The organism is Streptomyces sp. NPDC047869 (assembly GCF_040704065.1).
GTDB lineage: Bacteria > Actinomycetota > Actinomycetes > Streptomycetales > Streptomycetaceae > Streptomyces.
Genome location: NZ_JBEYRK010000016.1, coordinates 16801 through 35989, shown reverse-complemented (window position 1 = coordinate 35989; position 19189 = coordinate 16801). Strand labels below are relative to the sequence as shown.

Genomic DNA, 19189 nt, shown 5'->3' with positions numbered 1-19189 from the left:
CGGGGCCGGGCAAGTCCGGGAGGGCGGCCGGTGCCGCGCCGTCTCGCCGGTGCGTACGTTTCCGGCCGCCCCGGGCTCAGTCCCAGCGCGCGGGGTCCGATCCCCAGGGCACCGGGGGCCGTGCCCAGCCGGCCGGGCCGCCCGTGAAGGACACCGGTGGCAGGGCGTGCCGCAGCCGGCCGAGGCGGCTGCCGGTCTCCACCAGCCAGGCGTCCGGGCCCTCGTACCCGGCACCGCCGCCGGCACGGGCGGGCGGCATCCCGTCCGTCAGCCAGTGCGCGGTACGGGCGAGCGCCAGCCGGACCAGCCGGCCGCCGCCGTCGTACGACCGCTCCTTCAGCGCCCGGAGCACGGCCGCCGCCAGCAGGTACCCGGTGCCGTGGTCCAGGGCCTGCGCGGGCAGCGCGCCGGGCCGCTCGGCCGATCCCTCGGTCACCGCGATGCCGGTCGCGGCCTGCACCAGGCTGTCGAAGCCGCGCCGCCCGCCCCAGGGCCCGTACGCGCCCCACGCCGACACCTGCGCCACCACCGGCCCGGGGTGCCGCTCCGCCAGCGCCTCGGGGGAGAGCCCGAACCGGTCCAGGGCGCCGGGCCGGTAGCCGGTCACGACGACGTCCGCGGCGGCCAGCAGCTCCTCCAGGGTGTCCCGGCCGGTGGTGAGGTCGAGGGTGGCCGAGCGCTTGCCGAAGCCCGTGTCGGCGTGCTGGTCGGGGAGTTCGGGCGAGCGCGGGGGGTCCAGACGCAGTACGTCCGCGCCGAGCAGCGCGAGCGTGCGGGTGGCGACCGGGCCGGCCAGCACCCGGGTCAGGTCCAGGACGCGCAGCCCGGCGGCGGGCAGCAGCCGGGCCGCGGCCGGGTCGAGCGGGGACGGCACGCGCGCGGGGGACGTGTCCAGCCGCTCGCGTTCGACCAGCGGCCGGGCGGCCACCTCGGCGGCCTGTCCGTGCGCCGCCCACTCCCGCGGGGTGCGCAGGGCCACGGCGAGACCGCCGGCGCGGTGGACCGTGTCCTCCACCTCCAGGGCGGACCGTTCGGCGATCCGCGCGGCCGCCTCCGCCACCGGTACGTCCTCGGGCAGGTCCAGCGCGCGCAGCAACCGGGCGCGGTGGTGCGGGTAGTTGGCGTGGGTGCGTACCCAGCCGTCGGCGGTCCGCCAGAACCGGGACAGCGGCGCGAAGGCGACCGGGGCCCGGCCGTCCACCCGCAGCAGCCGCTCGCTGTGGAACGCGGCGGCGACCGCGCCGTCGTCCACCTCGGCCCCCGGCACCCGGCCGAGTCCGGCCCGCCGCGCCCCCAGCTCGACGGCGGCCAGCGCGCACGCGCCGACGCACGCGCGCGCCAGCCGGCTCACCGGCAGCCGTGCCGGCAGCGTTCCGGCACGCTCGACGACCGACACGCGGGGCACCAAAGCGGGGTCACCGCCCAGCGCGGTCCAGGCGAACTCGATTTCCGTCATGACTGCACTATGCAGTATTGATTCAATCAACCTTGAGGCCTGGGCCGCGGGGCGGGCGGGTGCCGCCGGAAACCCTCCGGCGGCACCCGGGCGCGGGGACGGGTCAGTTCACCGCGCGCAGCGCGTTGACGACCCCGGACCCGTAGAACCCGTTGACGCGCTTGTTGCCGACACAGGTCGCGTCCACGACCCCGTCGCCGTCCCCGTCGTACGGGCCGGCCGGGCAACCCGGGTTGTCCGCCTGCGCCTTGAGCAGCGCCTGGAGCTGAGCCGGGGTGGCGTGCCGGTGCGTGGACTTCAGCAGCGCGGCCACGGCGGCCACGTGCGGGGACGCCATCGAGGTGCCCTGGAGGAAGCCGTACTGGTTGTTCGGCAGCGTGGACAGGATGCGGCCGTTCTTCGACGGCGTGTCCGGGATCTGGTACTTGTCACCGCCCGGCCCCGCCACGTCGACCACGCCCCGGCCGTAGCTGGAGTAGTACGACTTGGCGCCCTTGACGCCCACCGCGCTCACGGTGACCACGCCGGGCAGCTGGGTCGGGATGTCGAAGCACTTGTGCGGGTCGACCGTCCGGGTGGTGGCGGTCGAGTCGTCCGGGCTGGAGTCGTCCACGATCGCGTCGGAGTCGAGGTCGTCGTTGGAGTTGCCCGCCGAGGCCACGTTGAGCGTGCCCTTGCGCTGCGCGTACAGCTGGGCCCGGTTGACCGCGTCGACGATGGCCCGCTGGTCGGGGTCGTCCATGCAGTTGTACAGCCACGGATCCACGTAGTAGCTGTTGTTGGTGACCTCGATGCCGTGGTCCGCGGCGAAGACGAAGGCGCAGACCACGCTCTCCGGGTAGAACAGCGAGGTCGAGTCCGGCTGGGACACCGTGATGCTCGCGACCTTCACCCCGGGCGCCACGCCCGCCACGCCTATGCCGTTGCGGGCCGCGGCTATCTCGCCCGCGACATGCGTGCCGTGGTAGTGGTCGGCGTCCGCCGGCCGCCAGGCGCCGTATGTCGTGTCCGCCTTGCCGCTCACGCAGTTCGCCGACTGCGACGCGGAGAAGTTCGGGGCGATGTCCGGGTGGGTGTCGTCGACGCCGGTGTCGATCACACCGACGGTCACGTTCCTGCTGCCCGGGTTGATCGTCGCGGCCTTGTCGGCGCCGATCGACCGCAGGTCCCACTGGTCGGCCTCGAGGGGCTCCTCGCCCGCCGCCGCGCCCTGGGCGACCTTCGCGGCCTCCGCCTTGGACAGGACCTGGACCGCGCCCTCGTCCGTCGTCCCCGCCGCGCTCAGCGGGGCGGTACGCGTGGCGCCCGCGGACTGCACGCCGGGCACCGCCCGCATCCGCTCGCCGAAGTCCGCCTGCGCGGAGTGCGCGACGATCACCCCGATCCGGGCGTAACTCGCCACGATGGTGCCGCCGTTGCGCGAGATCGCCCGCTCCACCGACTCGATCGTGCGGTGGTCCGTCCTGGTGTTGACCACGTACGCCAGGGCCGGGCCGTCCGCCGCCCGTGCCGTAGTGGCCACCTCGGTCGCCGCCGAGGCCGCCGCCGGCAGGAAGCCGAGCGAGGCGGTCAGTGAGAGCACGACCGGCACGGCGAGTGCCAGTCGGCGTCTGGAGCGCAGATGAACCATGGGATCTCCACATCATCCGGATACGGAACGGCCCGAGACACAGGTGGTGCTCGGGCGCGTACATGACGGGTGGTGCAGGCCGAAGCTATCTCCCCGATCTGATCTCCGAAAGAGGCAGGCCGACTTGAACCGGTCCGCGCGCGGCGCCGTGACCGTGAACGGAGGGCCCGTCACGATCGTGGGCCCCCACCGGAATCACGTTCCGGAGTCGGCCGACGACTGCCGGTAACGTGACGTCCTGTCCGTGTGAGGTCGACGCAGCGCATGTCCGACGCGAGGAGAGCCCGTGGCCACCGAGACACCGCCACCCGCGAAACCGCAAGCCCACCTTCCCTCCACCGAGGAGTTCGTCGAGGTCCAGCAGAGCGCGGAATTCGGTGAGTTGCGCCGCGCCAACCGCTCCTTCGCGTTCCCCCTGACCCTCGCCTTCATCGCCTGGTACCTGCTGTACGTGCTGCTGTCCTGCTACGCGGGCGGCTTCATGGGCACCAAGGTCGCCGGCAACATCAACGTGGCCCTCGTCCTGGGCGTCGCGCAGTTCCTGACCACGTTCCTCATCGCCTGGTGGTACGCGCGGCACGCCGCCGCCAAGCTCGACCCGCGGGCCGAGGCCATCAAGTCCCGGATGGAGGGCGGAGCATGAGCCCCGCACAGCACACCCTGCTCGCCGCCGGCGAGGCCAGTGAGCACCGGACGCTGATCATCACCCTGTTCGCGGTGTTCGTCGCCGCGACCCTCGTGATCACCGTCTGGGCCGGCCGGCAGACCAGGGACGCCGCCGACTTCTACGCCGGCGGGCGGCAGTTCACCGGCTTCCAGAACGGCCTGGCCGTCTCCGGCGACTACATGTCCGCCGCGTCCTTCCTCGGCATCGCCGGCGCCATCGCCCTGTTCGGCTACGACGGCTTCCTGTACTCCATCGGCTTCCTGGTCGCCTGGCTGGTCGCTCTCCTCCTGGTCGCCGAGCCGCTGCGCAACTCCGGCCGCTACACGATGGGCGACGTCCTCGCCTACCGGATGCGCCAGCGGCCCGTCCGTACCGCGGCCGGCGTCTCCACCATCGTCGTGTCGATCTTCTATCTGCTCGCCCAGATGGCCGGCGCCGGCGTACTCGTGTCGCTGCTGCTCGGCATCACCAGCGACGGCGGCAAGATCGGCATCGTCGCCCTGGTCGGCGTCCTGATGATCGTGTACGTCACCATCGGCGGCATGAAGGGCACCACCTGGGTCCAGATGGTCAAGGCGGTGCTGCTGATCATCGGCGCCCTGCTGCTGACCTTCCTCGTCCTGCTGAAATTCCACTTCAACATCTCCGACCTGCTCGGCAAGGCCGCCGACAACAGCGCCAAGGGCTCGGCGTTCCTGGAGCCCGGCCTGAAGTACGGCGGCACCGGCACCACCAAGCTGGACTTCATCTCCCTCGGCATCGCCCTGGTCCTGGGCACCGCGGGCCTGCCGCACATCCTGATCCGTTTCTACACGGTGCCGACCGCCAAGGCCGCCCGTAAGTCCGTCATCTGGGCGATCGGCCTGATCGGCGCGTTCTACCTGATGACCCTCGCCCTCGGCTTCGGCGCGGCCGCGCTGATCAAACCGGACGAGATCATCGCCTCCAACAAGGCGGGCAACACCGCCGCCCCGCTCCTCGCCCTCCACCTGGGCGGAGTGGACTCCAACTGGGGCGCGATCCTGCTCGCCACCATCTCGGCCGTCGCCTTCGCCACCATCCTCGCGGTGGTCGCCGGTCTCACCCTGGCCTCGTCGTCCTCCTTCGCCCACGACATCTACGCCAGCGTCATCAAGAAGGGGCAGGCCACCGAGAAGCAGGAACTGGGCGCGGCCCGCTGGGCCACCGTCGGCATCGGCGCCGTCTCCATCCTGCTCGGCGCCATGGCCCGCGATCTGAACGTGGCCGGCCTGGTCGCCCTCGCCTTCGCGGTCGCCGCCTCCGCCAACCTGCCGACCATCCTCTACAGCCTGTTCTGGAAGCGGTTCACCACCTCGGGTGCCCTGTGGTCGATCTACGGCGGCCTGGTCACCGCGGTCGGCCTCGTGCTGTTCTCGCCGGTGGTGTCGGGCAAACCGACCTCGATGTTCCCGGACGTCGACTTCCACTGGTTCCCGCTGGAGAATCCGGGCATCATCTCGATCCCGGTCGGCTTCCTGCTGGGCGCCGTGGGCACCCTGCTCTCCAAGGAGGTCCCGGACGCCGGGAAGTACGCGGAGCTGGAGGTGCGGTCCCTGACCGGCACGGGAGCGCACTGACCTTCGTGACGACGGCCGCGTCGTACCGGATCGTACGGTCCTACGACGCGGCCCCGCCGTGCCTCGTGGGATCGGGCCACCACTATTGTCGGTGCTCTCACGTAGGCTCGCAGGTGACGGAGAACGATGATGCGGTACCGAGGGAGGGGGCCCACGTGCTCATCGACACCTACGGCCGAGTCGCCACCGACCTTCGGGTCTCACTGACCGACCGGTGCAATCTGCGCTGCACCTACTGCATGCCCGAGGAGGGCCTGCAGTGGCTGGCCAAGCCCGACCTGCTCACGGACGACGAGATCGTCCGCCTCATCGACATCGCGGTCCGCCTGCTCGGCATCGAGGAGGTCCGCTTCACCGGCGGCGAGCCCCTGCTGCGCCCCGGCCTGGCCGGCATCGTCGAGCGCGTCGCGGCCCTGGAGCCCCGGCCTCAGATGTCCCTCACCACCAACGGCATCGGTCTCAGGCGCACCGCGTCCGCCCTGAAGGCGGCGGGCCTTGACCGGGTCAACGTCTCCCTGGACACCCTCCGCCCGGACGTCTTCAAGACCCTCACCCGCCGCGACCGCCACCGGGACGTCCTGGAGGGTCTGGAGGCCGCCCGCGAGGCGGGTCTCGACCCGGTCAAGGTCAACTCGGTCCTCATGCCGGGGCTGAACGCCGACGAGGCCCCGGACCTGCTGGCCTGGGCGGTGGAGCACGACTACGAGCTGCGCTTCATCGAGCAGATGCCCCTCGACGCCCAGCACGGCTGGAAGCGCGAGGGCATGGTCACCGCAGGCGACATCCTGGCCTCCCTGCGCACCCGCTTCCACCTCACCCCCGAGGGCGCCGACGAGCGCGGCTCGGCACCGGCGGAGCGCTGGCTGGTCGACGGCGGCCCGCACCGTGTGGGGGTGATCGCCTCGGTCACCCGCCCGTTCTGCGCGGCCTGCGACCGCACCCGCCTCACGGCCGACGGCCAGATACGGACCTGCCTGTTCGCCACCGAGGAGACCGACCTGCGAGCGGCCCTGCGCTCCGGCGCCCCCGATGAGGAGATCGCCCGCCGCTGGCGCCTGGCGATGTGGGGCAAGAAGGCCGGAGCGGGCCTCGACGACCCCTCGTTCGTACAGCCGGATCGCCCGATGTCGGCGATCGGCGGCTAGGGACGACAGACCCTAGGAGCCCTCGGGTGCTTTCCAGTCCTGGAACCGCACCACGTCCTTGAGGAACCCGCGGACCCCGAGGAACTGCGACAGATGCTCGCGGTGCTCCTCGCAGGCGAGCCACGTCTTGCGCCGCTCCGGCGTGTGGATCTTCGGGTTGTTCCAGGCAAGTACCCACACGGCGGCGGCACGGCAGTCCTTGGCGGAGCAGATGGGGGTCTCGTCACTCACGGTTTCGTCAGGTTCCGTCTCACAGAGCCCCCGTAAACAAGGCGACGCCGAGCAGCCACGGGGGGAGCTGCCCGGCGTCGGTCCGTCGCTCCGACGGGGGATGCGGAGCGCGTACGCAGTATGTCATGGGTCACCCTGCGTCCGGCACTGAACCGCACGATTGAATTGAGCTTTTCTTGAGCTTGGCCGCGAGCCCGGTCCACCGCCCCGTATCCGCGGTGGTCAGGCCCGTTCCGGCCGCTCACCGGGCTCCCGCGCCCCCGGCTCGGCCGACAGGTCCTCCGGTACGGACTGCGCCCGCGCGCTCTCGTCCTCCGCGCGCGGCGGCGTGATCATCGGCCGCGTCGGGGCCGTGACGAAGGTCGACGGAAGAGTGGGCGGCCGCTCCCGGCCGGCGTTCGCGATCACCACCGCGATGTAGGGGAGCACCGCGCCGAGCACCAGCGCCACGATGGCGACGTGCCGTTCGACGTTCCACAGGGTCGCCGCGAGGATCACCGAGGCGGTCCGGATCGTCATCGAGATGACGTATCGCCGCTGCCGGCCCCGTACGTCCTCGGCCAGACCGGTCCGGGCGCCGGTGATCCGGAACACCTGGACGTTGCCGCCGTGCTGCTTCCGCATCACATTCCACCATCCGCCCGCATCGGACTCCCATGGTCCGCAACCTTCGCCCGCGCACAGGTACGAGCCGGTGCGGAACATCTCCACGTTACGCCGCGCCACCACCGCCCACGAGACCGGGTCGCCGCCCGCCCGCGCGGACGCCGCCGGCCGGGCCACGCACGGGCGTACCCGACATGCGCCGAACGGCCCACACACGGAGACTTGCCGTAGTGCTCACGCCGATCGGTACGAGGAGGCAGCCATGGGCTGGTTGTGGGCGATCATCGTGGGGTTCGTGCTGGGCCTCATCGCCAAGGCGGTCATCCCGGGCAAGCAGCACAGCCCCCTGTGGCTGACCACCATCGGCGGCATCCTCGGCGCGATCGCGGGCAACGCGATCGCGAGTGCCCTCGGCGTCGCGGAGACCAAGGGCATCGACTGGAGCCGGCACGCCTTCCAGCTCATCGCCGCGATCATCATCGTCGCCCTGATCGACGCCGCCTACATGGCGACGATCGGCAAGCGGAAACAGCAGCAGCGCGTCTGACGGCGGACACACCGAAGGGCGGCCCCCCGGACCGAGGAGCCGCCCTTCGGCATGTCTCACGCGGGCTTGACCTCGACCGCGGCCAGGTTCTTCTTGCCCCGGCGCAGCACCAGCCAGCGCCCGTGCAGCAGATCCTCCCGGGCGGGAACCGCGTCCTCCGCGGTGACCTTCGCGTTGTTCACGTAGGCACCGCCCTCCTTGACCGTCCGGCGGGCGGCCGACTTGCTGGCCACCAGCCCGACCTCGGCGAACAGGTCGACCACCGGACCCAGCTCGGTGACCTGGATGTGCGGCACCTCGGACAGCGCCGCCGCCAGCGTCCTGTCGTCCAGCTCCGCCAGCTCGCCCTGGCCGAAGAGGGCCTTGGACGCGGCGATCACGACGGCCGTCTGGCCGGCGCCGTGCACCAGCGTCGTCAGCTCCTCGGCGAGCGCGCGCTGCGCCGCACGGGCCTGCGGGCGCTCCTCGGTCTGCCGCTCCAGCTCCTCCAGCTCCTCCCGGGACCTGAAGGACAGGATCCGCATGTACCGCGAGATGTCACGGTCGTCCACGTTCAGCCAGAACTGGTAGAACGCGTATGGCGTCGTCATCTCCGGGTCGAGCCAGACGGCGCCGCCCTCGGTCTTGCCGAACTTGGTGCCGTCCGCCTTGGTCATCAGCGGGGTGGCCAGGGCGTGCACGTCCGCGTCCGGCTCCAGCCGGTGGATCAGGTCTAGGCCGGCCGTGAGGTTGCCCCACTGGTCGCTGCCGCCCTGCTGGAGCCTGCAGCCGTACCGCCGGTACAGCTGCAGGAAGTCCATGCCCTGCAGGATCTGGTAGCTGAACTCGGTGTAGCTGATGCCCTGGTCGGACTCCAGGCGGCGGGCCACGGAGTCCTTCGTCAGCATCTTGTTGACCCGGAAGTGCTTGCCGATGTCTCGCAGGAACTCGATCGCGGAGAGGCCCTCCGTCCAGTCGAGGTTGTTCACCATGACCGCCGCGTTCTCGCCCTCGAAGGACAGGAACGGCTCGATCTGGCCGCGCAGCCGGCCCACCCAGCCGGCCACGGTCTCCGGGTCGTTCAGCGTGCGCTCGGCGGTCGGGCGCGGGTCGCCGATCAGGCCCGTCGCACCGCCGACCAGCGCCAGCGGCCGGTGCCCGGCCTGCTGGAGCCGGCGCACGGTGAGCACCTGCACCAGATGCCCCACGTGCAGCGACGGCGCCGTCGGGTCGAAGCCGCAATAGAACGTGACGGGACCGTCCGCGAGCGCCTTGCGCAAGGCGTCCTCGTCGGTGGACAGGGCGAACAGCCCACGCCACTTCAGCTCGTCGACGATGTCCGTCACGGTTCTCGTGTCTCCTTGAAGATCTTCGGGCAGTCGGGTGACAGCCGACTACGAGGTTATACGCCCTGACTGACAGAGCTCATATTGAAATCGGGGATCCGCAGCGCGGGCATCGCGGCCCGGGTGAACCAGTCGCTCCACTCGCGGGGCAGCGTCTTCTCGGTGCGCCCGGCCTCCGTGGCCCTGCCCAGCAGGTCCACCGGCGACTCGTTGAACCGGAAGTTGTTCACCTCTCCGGTGACCTCGCCGTTCTCCACGAGGTAGACGCCGTCCCGGGTCAGACCGGTGAGCAGCAGCGTCGCCGGGTCCACCTCGCGGATGTACCACAGGCAGGTCAGCAGCAGCCCGCGCTCGGTGTCCGCGACCATCTCCTCCAGGGAGCGGTCCTGCCCGCCGTCGAGGATCAGGTTGCCGAGCGCCGGGGCGACCGGCAGCCCGGTCAGACCCGCGCTGTGCCGGGTCGTGGTCAGGTTCCGCAGGACACCCTCGCGGACCCAGTCGGTGGCCCGCACCGGCAGCCCGTTGTCGAACACCGACTGGTCACCGCCGGAGGAGTGGGCGACCACGAACGGCGCGCACTCCAGGCCCGGCTCGTGCGGGTCGCTGCGCAGCGTCAGCGGCAGCCCGCTCAGCTTCTCGCCGACCCGGGTGCCGCCGCCCGGCTTGGAGAACACCGTCCGGCCCTCCGCCGCGTCCCGGCCCGAGGCCGACCAGAGCTGGTAGATCAGCAGGTCCGCGACCGCGGTCGGCGGCAGCAGCGTCTCGTAGCGGCCCGCGGGCAGCTCCACGCGCCGCTCGGCCCAGCCGAGGCGTACGGCCAGCTCGGCGTCGAGCGCGCCCGGATCGACGTCCTTGAAGTCACGTGTCGACCGGCCCGCCCACGCCGAGCGGGTACGGTCCGGCGACTTGGCGTTCATCTCCAGCGTGCCGGTGGGCTGGTCGTGCCGCAGCCGCAGCCCGGTGGAGGTGCCCAGGTAGGTCGACACCAGCTCGTGGTTGGCGAAGCCGTACAGCTCCCGGCCGCCGGCACGCGCGCGTGCGAAGGACTCGCCGAGCGCCGGGGCGAAGTCCGCGAACACCGCGGACGAGGTCTCGGCGGGCGTGTCGGTGAAGTCGGGGGACGCGGGCACATCGCCGACGAGCGGCTGCGCGTCCTCGGCGGGCCCGGCACCGCGCGCGGCGGCCTCGGCGGCCCGCACCAGCGGCTCCAGCTCCGCGGCCGTCACCGCCGACCGGGACACGACACCGGACGCGGTGCCCTCCTTGCCGTCCACGGTCGCGATCACCGTGAGCGTACGGCCCCGCGTCACACCGTTCGTGGTGAGCGCGTTCCCCGCCCAGCGCAGGTTCGCGGACGACTGCTCGTCGGCGATGACCACACAGCCGTCGGCCCGGGACAGCGCGAGCGCCTGCTCGACGACCTCGTGCGGCTTGTTGGTACGGGCGCTCATCGACCGGCCTCCTGGGTGGTGTTCAGAATGTTGACGCCCCGGAACAGGGCGGAGGGGCACCCGTGGGACACGGCGGCCACCTGGCCCGGCTGGGCCTTGCCGCAGTTGAAGGCGCCGCCCAGGACATAGGTCTGCGGGCCGCCCACGGCGGCCATCGACCCCCAGAAGTCGGTGGTCGTCGCCTGGTAGGCGACGTCCTTCAGCTGCCCGGTGATCCGGCCGTTCTCGATCCGGAAGAAGCGCTGCCCGGTGAACTGGAAGTTGTAGCGCTGCATGTCGATCGACCAGGACCGGTCACCGACCACGTAGATGCCCCGGTCGACGCCCCCGATCAGGTCCTCGGTGGACATCCCGGCGGGATCCGGCCGCAGCGACACGTTGGCCATGCGCTGCACCGGCACGTGCCCCGGCGAGTCGGCGAACGCGCACCCGTTGGACCGCTCGGACCCGGTCAGCCGCGCGATCCGCCGGTCGAGCTGGTAGCCCACCAGCGTGCCGTCCTTCACCAGGTCCCAGGACTGCGCCTCGACGCCCTCGTCGTCGTACCCGACGGTCGCGAGGCCGTGCTCGGCGGTGCGGTCTCCGGTGACGTTCATCAGCTCGGAGCCGTACCTGAGCTTGCCGAGCTGGTCGAAGGTGGCGAAGGAGGTGCCGGCGTAGGCGGCCTCGTAGCCGAGGGCGCGGTCCAGCTCGGTGGCGTGCCCGATGGACTCGTGGATGGTCAGCCACAGGTTGGACGGGTCGACGACCAGGTCGTACACGCCCGCCTCCACGCTGGGCGCCCGCATCTTCTCCGCCAGCAGCTCCGGCATCCGCTCCAGCTCGGTGTCCCAGTCCCAGCCGGTGCCCGTCAGGTACTCCCAGCCCCGGCCCACCGGCGGCGCGATGGTCCGCATGGAGTCGAACTCACCGCTCGACTCGTCCACCGACACCGCGGTCAGCTGCGGATGCAGCCGCACCCGCTGCTGGGTCGTCACGGTGCCGGCCGTGTCCGCGTAGAACTTGTTCTCGTGCACGGTGAGCAGCGAGGCGTCCACGTGGTTCACGCCGTTCGCCGCCAGCAGCCGCGCGCTCCACTCCGCCAGCAGCCCGGCCTTCTCCTCGTCGGGCACCGAGAACGGGTCGATCTCGTACGACGAGACCCACGTCCGGTCCGCGTGCACCGGCTCGTCCGCCAGCTCCACCCGCTCGTCCGACCCGGCCGACCTGATCACCTGCGCGGAGAGCTTCGCCATCGCCACCGCCTGGGAGGCGACCTTCGCGGCCGCGTCCATGGTCAGGTCCACGCCGGACGCGAAGCCCCACGTACCGCCGTGCACGACCCGGACCGCGTAGCCGAGGTCGGTGGTGTCCGACGATCCCGCGGGCCTGGCGTCCCGCAGCCGCCAGGACGCGCTGCGCACCCGCTCGAACCGGAAGTCCGCATGCTCGGCCCCCAGCGCACGCGCGCGTGCCAGCGCGGCGTCGGCCAGGGCCCTCAGCGGCAGCGCCGTGAAGGCTTCGTCGATGGAATGAGGCACGGAGGTCTCCCTGCTGTCGTGGCCTGTCGGTCCGATCATGTCGTGACAGCGACCCGGCGGACCACAGGTTTCGCCGTGCGCACCCGTGGTTTCTGTAGGGACCCGACAGTGACGCACTTCAGCCACTGTCGGTGCCCGCTTGCCCACGGAAGGGGCGCTACCGATAGGTTTCCGGTGAAGCCGCCTGTCATCGAGGTGTTCGGGCGGGTGCCGTACCGCATCAGACCGCTATCGAAAGGGTGATCCGTTGAGCCGCTCGGTTCTCGTCACCGGAGGCAACCGGGGCATCGGCCTCGCCATCGCCCGCGCTTTCGCCGACGCCGGCGACAAGGTCGCGATCACGTACCGCTCGGGTGAGCCGCCGGCCGGCTTCCTCGCCGTCAAGTGCGACATCACCGACCCCGAGCAGGTGGAGCAGGCCTACAAGGAGATCGAGGAGCAGCACGGTCCGGTCGAGGTTCTTGTCGCCAACGCCGGCGTCACCAAGGACCAGCTCCTGATGCGCATGTCAGAGGAGGACTTCACCTCGGTCATCGACACCAACCTCACCGGCACCTTCCGCGTGGTCAAGCGCGCCAACCGCGGCATGCTGCGGGCCCGCAAGGGCCGTGTCGTCCTGATCTCCTCGGTGGTCGGCCTGCTCGGCTCGGCGGGGCAGGCGAACTACGCCGCCTCCAAGGCCGCTCTCGTCGGCTTCGCGCGCTCCCTCGCCCGTGAGCTGGGCTCGCGCAACCTCACCTTCAACGTCGTCGCGCCCGGCTTCGTCGACACCGACATGACCAAGGTGCTCACCGACGAGCAGCGCAAGGACATCGTGTCCCAGGTGCCGCTCGGCCGGTACGCGCAGCCGGAGGAGATCGCCGCGACGGTGCGGTTCCTCGCCTCGGACGACGCCTCGTACATCACTGGAGCCGTCATCCCCGTTGACGGCGGACTGGGAATGGGTCACTGATCACCATGAGCGGAATTCTCGAGGGCAAGCGCATCCTGATCACGGGTGTGCTGACGGAGGCCTCCATCGCCTTCCACGCCGCGAAGCTGGCCCAGGAGCAGGGCGCCGAGGTCATCCTGACCGCGTTCCCGCGGCCCACGCTGACCGAGCGCATCGCCAAGAAGCTCCCCAGGCCGACCAAGGTCATCGAGCTGGACGTCACCAACGACGAGCACCTCGGGCGTCTGGCCGACGTCGTCGGCGAGGAGCTGGGCGGCCTGGACGGCGTCGTGCACTCCATCGGCTTCGCGCCGCAGGACGCGCTCGGCGGCAACTTCCTCAACACGCCGTTCGAGTCGGTCTCCACCGCCATGCACGTCTCGGCGTTCTCCCTGAAGTCGCTGACCATGGCCTGCCTGCCGCTGATGCAGAACGGCGGCTCGGTCGTCGGCCTCACCTTCGACGCGCAGTTCGCCTGGCCGCAGTACGACTGGATGGGCCCGGCCAAGGCCGCCCTCGAGGCGACCAGCCGCTACATGGCGCGCGACCTGGGCAAGCAGAACATCCGCTGCAACCTGATCTCGGCGGGACCGCTCGGCTCCATGGCCGCCAAGTCCATCCCGGGCTTCAGCGACCTGGCCGCCGTGTGGGACACCCGCTCCCCGCTGGAGTGGGACCTGAAGGACCCCGAGCCGGCCGGCCGCGGCATCGTCGCCCTGCTGAGCGACTGGTTCCCGAAGACCACCGGCGAGATCATCCACGTGGACGGCGGCCTGCACGCCATCGGCGCCTGAGCCACGCACGGCACACGGTGACCCGCGTACGGCGCGGGTGAGCCCGTACGACGTCGACGCCCCGTTCCCCGCAGCGCGCGGGGAGCGGGGCGTCACTCGTTCGGCGTACCCGGCCGGGCGGGGCGGGGAGCCGGCGGCGCACCCTGGAGGCAGCGTTCACCTCGCGCATCCCTCCGCAGCCCGGCCGAGGAGGTCCCCTTGTGCGCCTGTCCCGCAGCCTGGCCCCGGTGACCGTGGCCGCCGCCCTCGTGTTCTGCCTGCCGTACGCCGCGCTGTGCCACGCGCGCGTGAGCGACGGCAAGCCGCCCGCGCCGAAGCTGTTCGGCGCCGCGTGCCGTACGGCCGTCACCGGCTCGCACGTGGTCGCCCACTGCCACAACCCCTACGTCGACACCGACCGCGTGCGCCTGCACATCGAGTGCGCCCGCTGGTGGGACATCGACACCGACAGCGCCCCGGTGAACACCGACGCGGCCATGACGGTACGGCTGACCGGCCGCTGCTGGAAGGAGGTCCGCTCGGTGTGGATCAGCCACCAGAAGGCGCGCTGAACCTGTCCGGACGGCACAGGAACGGATAGCTCGCGGCCTCCTCGGCCGCCGCCTGCGCGTCACCTGCGCGGATCGCGTCCACCAGGCGGGCGTGGTCCATGTGCGTCTCCGGCGTCAGGCCCGCGCCGACGTCGGCGCGCAGCCAGTCGCGCAGCACCTCGCCCAGGTCGGCGTACATCGCCGTCATGACGTCGTTGTGGGAGGCCGCCACCACGGCCAGGTGGAAGGTCGCGTCGGCGCTCACGAAGGCCTCGGCCTCGCCGGCCTCCCAGGCCTCCTCGCGCCGCACCAGCAGCGCGTCGAGCTGCTTGAGGTCCTTCTCGGTACGCCGCTCGGCGGCCAGCCGCGCCGCCGCCGACTCCAGCGTCGAGCGCAGCTCCGCGATGTGCCGCGGATCGGCCCCCGCGAAGCGGCGGTGCATCACGCCGGCCAGCTCGCTCGTCGCCGCGACGTAGGTGCCCGAGCCCTGCCGGATGTCCAGCAGACCGTTGTGCGCGAGCGCGCGCACGGCCTCGCGGACGGTGTTGCGGGCGACGCCGAGCTGCTCCACCAGTTCCGGCTCGGTCGGGATGCGCGATCCCACCGGCCACTCGCCGGAGGCGATCTGCGCGCGCAGCTCGGCGATGACCTGCTCGGAGAGCGCCGAACGGCGCGGGTGGCTCAGAGGCATGGCACACCTTCGCACGGGATTCCCGGCCGGGGCCGCCGGGGGAATGGACAACCAATCATCCCATGATTCTATGATGTGCGGCATGGCCAGTGAGGAAACGCGGATCGCGGACACCCGTACGGAGATGCCTTCGACCGATCGCGGCGTGAGCACAGCGCCGGGCACCCGTCCGACGCCACCCGCGCACGCGTGGGCGACCCGGCTGGTCGTCGTCGGCATCGTGCTGACCGCGCTCAACCTCCGCCCCGCCATCACCAGCCTCGGCGCGCTGCTGGAGGAGGTCCGCGACGGCCTCGGCATGAGCGGCAGCGTGGCCGGACTGCTCACCTCCGTGCCCCCGCTCTGCTTCGCCGTCTTCGGCGTCACCGCGCCCCGCCTGGCCCGCCGCTTCGGACCGGCCGCCGTGGTGTGCGCCGGCATGGCCGCCATCACCGCGGGCCTGCTGATACGCCCGTACGCCGGCGGCACGGCCGGCTTCCTCGCCGCCAGCGCGCTCGCCCTGATGGGCATCGCCGTCAGCAACGTGCTGATGCCGGTGATCGTCAAGCGCTGGTTCCCCGACCGCGTCGGCTCCATGACCGGCCTGTACTCGATGGCCCTCGCCCTCGGCACCTCCACCGCCGCGGCGGTGACCGTGCCGCTGACCGGTGCGCTGGGCGGCGGCTGGCAGTCCGGGCTCGCCGTGTGGGCGGGGCTCGCGGCCGCCGCCGTACTGCCCTGGCTGCCGCTGGTGCGGAACCGGGGCGCGGCCCCCGCGCCGGAGCCGGTGCGCACCGCGCCGGACGGGCGGGCGGCCCCGCTGCGCATCACCCGCAGCCGCACCGCCTGGGCGCTCGCGGTCTTCTTCGGGCTCCAGGCCACCGCCGCCTACATCACGATGGGCTGGATGGCGCAGATCTTCCGGGACGCCGGTGTCCCGGCCGGCACGGCGGGACTCCTCCTCGCCGTCACCATGGTGATGGGCGTCCCCCTGGCCTTCGTGATCCCGCGGCTCGCCACCCGGCTGCCCCACCAGGGGCCGATCGTGCTGGCCCTGGGCGTGTGCGGCCTCGTCGGATACGCCGGCCTGTACCTGGCGCCGGCCGGCGGCGCCTGGGCCTGGGCCGTGCTGCTCGGCATCGCCAACTGCGCCTTCCCGCTCGCGCTGACCATGGTCGGCATGCGTGCGAGGACCGGTGCGGGCGTGGCCCAGCTCTCCGCGTTCGCGCAGAGCACCGGCTACCTGATCTCCATCCCCGGCCCGCTGCTGGTCGGCGTGCTCTACCAGCACAGCGGCGGCTGGGGCCTGCCGATCGCCCTGATGGCGGGCCTGATGCTGCCCCAGATGGCGGTGGGCTTCCTCGCGGGCCGCGACCGCACGGTGGAGGACGAGGCGGGCCGGGCCTGAGCGCGCGGCCCCTGCCGCCACCGCCTGCCGACGGGATCCGCCGCCACCGCCCGCCGCCACCGCCCGCCGGCGGGACCGGCCGGCACCCCGGCCGGTCCGTTCCGGACGAAGGGTGCGAGACTGGGCGCATGGAGCCCGTGCTCGACCCGAACCCCAAGAACGGCCAGAAGAAGCTGCTGCTCGTCTTCGGCTCGTTCCTCGCCATCTTCGTGATCATCGGCATCATCGCGACGATCGCCTCGCCCTGACCCGGCCCGCGCCCTGAGGGTGGGGCTGTCCCCACCATCCCCTAGGGGGACAGGGTCAGGGTCAAGTGGGTGGGTCACCGGATGGGCCGGCGGCCCCGCACTCCGTAGCTTCGAGACATGACCGCGGCAGGCGGCCAGAACCACTCGAGGACCTCACGGAGGCGACCATGCCGGTCCGTACGCACACCCGGCCCCACCCGGCGACCACGGGCGGCGTCGACATCCGGCTGCCCTGGTGGGCCCTCGCCCTGCCCGCCCTCGCCTTCGCCGTACTGCTGGCGCTGATACTGAACCCGTCCGACGCCCACGCGGCGGGCACCGGCCCGGCGATCACGCAGCTCCTCGAACGCGCGCAGCGGCTCCTCGCCCGCTGACGGAGCCTTCATCCGCGGTGATTCCCCATGTCAACTCCCTGCGCCGGGTGGCCTGTTTCATGCGAAGCTGGGACCCATGAGCGTCGCAGAACCCCGCAGGATCGTCATCTTCCGGCATGCGAAAGCCGACTGGCCCCAGGTGCCCGACCATGAGCGCCCCCTCGCCGAGCGGGGCCGTACGGACGCAGCGGTGGCCGGGCGCAAGCTGGCCGACACCGGTTACACCTTCGACCTTGCCCTGTGCTCCACCGCCGTCCGGACCCGCGAGACCTGGAAGCTCGCCGTCCACGAACTCGCGCACCGGCCGAAAACCGTCTACGAGGAGCGGGTCTACGAGGCCTCTCCCGGCGAGCTGATCGCCGTGCTCAACGAGGTCCCGGACGACGCGCAGAACGTGATCCTCATCGGCCACAACCCGGGCGTGCACGGGCTGGCCGAGGTCCTGGCCGGCGAGTCCGGGGGCGACGCCCGCAAGCGGATGGAACGCCGCGGCTTCCCGGCCGCCGCCTTCGTGGTGCTGACCTTCGACGGCGGCTGGAAGAGCCTGGAGCCTGGCACGGCCACGCTGGTGGACTACTGGGCGCCCTCCGAGTGACGCCGCACTCGGCGGAAGGGCCCGGCACCGCGACGGTGCCGGGCCCTCCTCACGTCCGGAGCCGTCCGGAGCGCGAACCGTCCGGACCGGCGGCTCAGCCCTCGTCGTGCGTGTCGGCCGCCTCGACCTCTTCGCGGGTGACGCCCAGCAGATAGAGCACGGTGTCGAGGAAGGGGAAGTTCACCGCCGTGTGCGCGGCCTCGCGGACCATCGGCTTGGCGTTGAAGGCGACGCCCAGCCCGGCCGCGTTCAGCATGTCCAGGTCGTTTGCGCCGTCGCCGATCGCCACCGTCTGCGCCAGCGGCACCCCGGCCTCGGCGGCGAACCGGCGCAGCAGCCGCGCCTTGCCCGCACGGTCCACGATCTCCCCGGTGACCCGCCCGGTCAGCTTGCCGTCGACGATCTCCAGCGTGTTGGCCTGGGCGAAGTCCAGCCCCAGCCGCTCCTTCAGATCGTCCGTGACCTGCGTGAAGCCGCCGGAGACCACACCGACCTGGTAGCCGAGCCGCTTCAGGGTGCGGATGAGCGTGCGGGCGCCCGGCGTCAGCCTTACCTCGTTGCGCACCTTCTCCACCACCGAGGCGTCCAGCCCCGCCAGCAGCGCCACGCGCGCGTGCAGCGACTGCTCGAAGTCCAGCTCCCCGCGCATCGCCGCCGCCGTCACCTCGGCGACCTTGTCCTCGCAGCCCGCGTGCGCGGCGAACAGCTCGATGACCTCGTCCTGGATGAGGGTGGAGTCCACGTCCATGACCACCAGCCGCTGGGCCCGCCGGTGCAGGCCCGCCGAGACCACGGCGACATCGACACCCAGAGCCGCCGCGTCCGAGGCCAGGGCCGTGCGCAGCGGTTCGGTCTCCACCCCGGAGACGGCGAACTCCACCGCGGTCACGGGGTACTTGGCGAGCCGGAAGATACGGTCGATGTTGCCGCCGGTCTTCGCGATGCGGGCGGCTATGGCCGCCGTCGACTCGGCCGTGAGCGGATGGCCGAGCACCGTCACCAGGGAGCGCCCTAGCCCGCGCGGCCGGTTGTCGCCACGCCCGGAGATGATCTCCGCCTGCATCTTCATCGACTCGGCCCAGCTGTGCACGGTGGACCGCAGATCGCCCTCGAGCCCGGCCGGCGGCTGGGTGACCAGCGCGCACAGCACCAGGCGGCCCCGGGTGACGACCTGCTCGATGTCGACCACGTCGACGTGGAAGGCGGCAAGGGTGTCGAAGAGGCCGGCCGTGATGCCCGGCCTGTCCTTGCCGAAGATCTTGACGAGGAGAGTGGGGACCTCGGAGGTCTGCGAAGCGCTCATGGTGTCACCACCGTATCCGGCACCCAGTGCCTTCCGCCCGTGCGGTCCGCCTGACGGACACGGAACAACAGGTGTCCACCGGATGTCCCGCACCTGGCCCGCCGCGGTCGCCCCGGCACCCGCGTCCGCCGGTCACCTCCCGGTCCTCCACCCGCGTCCG

20 protein-coding genes are annotated in these 19189 nt (G+C 71.9%); 11 read left to right on the top strand and 9 right to left on the bottom strand.

What is annotated here, in order from left to right:
* Window positions 1–76: 76 nt before the first annotated feature.
* Together AB0924_RS21325 and AB0924_RS21320 are read right to left on the bottom strand one after the other, a co-directional pair.
* On the bottom strand, window positions 77–1456 hold the full coding sequence (locus AB0924_RS21325) for a CoA transferase (protein ID WP_358931887.1): 1380 nt from the start codon (window positions 1454–1456) through the stop codon (window positions 77–79).
* Between the two features lie 103 nt (window positions 1457–1559).
* Window positions 1560–3086 (bottom strand): S8 family serine peptidase, encoded by a 1527-nt coding sequence (locus AB0924_RS21320; protein WP_358931889.1) that lies wholly within the window; start codon window positions 3084–3086, stop codon window positions 1560–1562.
* A gap of 286 nt (window positions 3087–3372) precedes the next feature.
* Between AB0924_RS21320 and AB0924_RS21315 the strand changes: the two genes are divergently transcribed.
* The 3 genes from AB0924_RS21315 to moaA all read left to right on the top strand — a co-directional run bounded on the left by AB0924_RS21315 (window position 3373) and on the right by moaA (window position 6496).
* A complete protein-coding gene (locus AB0924_RS21315; RefSeq protein ID WP_366912168.1) occupies window positions 3373–3729 on the top strand; it encodes a DUF485 domain-containing protein in 357 nt (118 codons plus the stop codon).
* Entirely contained in the window at window positions 3726–5351 is a 1626-nt protein-coding gene (locus AB0924_RS21310) for a cation acetate symporter (protein ID WP_358931893.1), read from the top strand. The genes AB0924_RS21315 and AB0924_RS21310 overlap by 4 nt, the downstream gene beginning before the upstream one ends.
* A gap of 155 nt (window positions 5352–5506) precedes the next feature.
* Window positions 5507–6496, top strand: a complete 990-nt coding sequence (gene moaA, locus AB0924_RS21305) for a GTP 3',8-cyclase MoaA (RefSeq protein WP_366912166.1) — start codon at window positions 5507–5509, stop codon at window positions 6494–6496.
* A gap of 12 nt (window positions 6497–6508) precedes the next feature.
* Here moaA and AB0924_RS21300 read toward each other — a convergent pair whose 3' ends face one another.
* Together AB0924_RS21300 and AB0924_RS21295 are read right to left on the bottom strand one after the other, a co-directional pair.
* A complete protein-coding gene (locus AB0924_RS21300; protein WP_359555042.1) occupies window positions 6509–6727 on the bottom strand; it encodes a hypothetical protein in 219 nt (72 codons plus the stop codon).
* Between the two features lie 222 nt (window positions 6728–6949).
* A complete protein-coding gene (locus tag AB0924_RS21295) occupies window positions 6950–7351 on the bottom strand; it encodes a DUF3099 domain-containing protein (RefSeq protein WP_358931899.1) in 402 nt (133 codons plus the stop codon).
* A 244-nt stretch (window positions 7352–7595) separates the two neighbouring features.
* Here AB0924_RS21295 and AB0924_RS21290 point away from each other — a divergent pair, with 244 nt between their 5' ends.
* On the top strand, window positions 7596–7880 hold the full coding sequence (locus AB0924_RS21290) for a GlsB/YeaQ/YmgE family stress response membrane protein (protein ID WP_199210032.1): 285 nt from the start codon (window positions 7596–7598) through the stop codon (window positions 7878–7880).
* Window positions 7881–7936: 56 nt separating this feature from the next.
* Here the strand turns inward: AB0924_RS21290 and tyrS are convergent, their stop codons facing one another.
* Genes tyrS through AB0924_RS21275 form a run of 3 tightly spaced genes read right to left on the bottom strand, consistent with a single transcriptional unit; the run spans window position 7937 to window position 12176 of the window.
* A complete protein-coding gene (gene tyrS / locus AB0924_RS21285; protein WP_366912165.1) occupies window positions 7937–9205 on the bottom strand; it encodes a tyrosine--tRNA ligase in 1269 nt (422 codons plus the stop codon).
* A 56-nt stretch (window positions 9206–9261) separates the two neighbouring features.
* Window positions 9262–10656 carry a TldD/PmbA family protein gene (locus AB0924_RS21280; protein ID WP_366912164.1) on the bottom strand — a complete coding sequence of 465 codons (1395 nt, stop codon included), beginning with the start codon at window positions 10654–10656 and terminating at the stop codon, window positions 9262–9264.
* A complete protein-coding gene (locus AB0924_RS21275) occupies window positions 10653–12176 on the bottom strand; it encodes a TldD/PmbA family protein (protein ID WP_366912163.1) in 1524 nt (507 codons plus the stop codon). The genes AB0924_RS21280 and AB0924_RS21275 overlap by 4 nt, the downstream gene beginning before the upstream one ends.
* Window positions 12177–12423: 247 nt before the next feature.
* Here AB0924_RS21275 and fabG point away from each other — a divergent pair, with 247 nt between their 5' ends.
* From fabG to AB0924_RS21260, 3 genes are all read left to right on the top strand, one after another.
* The gene (fabG, locus tag AB0924_RS21270; RefSeq protein WP_358931908.1) at window positions 12424–13128 is read left to right on the top strand and encodes a 3-oxoacyl-[acyl-carrier-protein] reductase; all 705 of its coding nucleotides are present in this window, start codon (window positions 12424–12426) and stop codon (window positions 13126–13128) included.
* Between the two features lie 5 nt (window positions 13129–13133).
* Entirely contained in the window at window positions 13134–13901 is a 768-nt protein-coding gene (fabI, locus tag AB0924_RS21265; protein WP_358931910.1) for an enoyl-ACP reductase FabI, read from the top strand.
* 200 nt (window positions 13902–14101) lie between these two features.
* Window positions 14102–14452 carry a hypothetical protein gene (locus tag AB0924_RS21260; protein WP_358931912.1) on the top strand — a complete coding sequence of 117 codons (351 nt, stop codon included), beginning with the start codon at window positions 14102–14104 and terminating at the stop codon, window positions 14450–14452.
* Here the strand turns inward: AB0924_RS21260 and AB0924_RS21255 are convergent.
* Complete coding sequence (locus tag AB0924_RS21255) at window positions 14430–15122, bottom strand: FCD domain-containing protein (RefSeq protein WP_358931914.1); 693 nt, start codon at window positions 15120–15122, stop codon at window positions 14430–14432. The genes AB0924_RS21260 and AB0924_RS21255 overlap by 23 nt on opposite strands.
* Window positions 15123–15192: 70 nt before the next feature.
* Between AB0924_RS21255 and AB0924_RS21250 the strand changes: the two genes are divergently transcribed.
* From AB0924_RS21250 to AB0924_RS21235, 4 genes are all read left to right on the top strand, one after another.
* The gene (locus AB0924_RS21250) at window positions 15193–16509 is read left to right on the top strand and encodes a CynX/NimT family MFS transporter (RefSeq protein ID WP_366912162.1); all 1317 of its coding nucleotides are present in this window, start codon (window positions 15193–15195) and stop codon (window positions 16507–16509) included.
* A gap of 128 nt (window positions 16510–16637) precedes the next feature.
* A complete protein-coding gene (locus AB0924_RS21245) occupies window positions 16638–16757 on the top strand; it encodes an SGM_5486 family transporter-associated protein (RefSeq protein ID WP_351673159.1) in 120 nt (39 codons plus the stop codon).
* 167 nt (window positions 16758–16924) lie between these two features.
* Window positions 16925–17131: a hypothetical protein gene (locus AB0924_RS21240; protein ID WP_366912161.1), complete on the top strand. Its 207-nt coding sequence runs from the start codon at window positions 16925–16927 to the stop codon at window positions 17129–17131.
* Window positions 17132–17207: 76 nt separating this feature from the next.
* Window positions 17208–17726 carry a histidine phosphatase family protein gene (locus tag AB0924_RS21235; RefSeq protein ID WP_358931921.1) on the top strand — a complete coding sequence of 173 codons (519 nt, stop codon included), beginning with the start codon at window positions 17208–17210 and terminating at the stop codon, window positions 17724–17726.
* Window positions 17727–17820: 94 nt separating this feature from the next.
* On the opposite strand, the gene serB is transcribed toward AB0924_RS21235, so the two are convergent.
* Window positions 17821–19029 carry a phosphoserine phosphatase SerB gene (gene serB, locus AB0924_RS21230; protein WP_366912160.1) on the bottom strand — a complete coding sequence of 403 codons (1209 nt, stop codon included), beginning with the start codon at window positions 19027–19029 and terminating at the stop codon, window positions 17821–17823.
* Window positions 19030–19189: the final 160 nt, after the last annotated feature.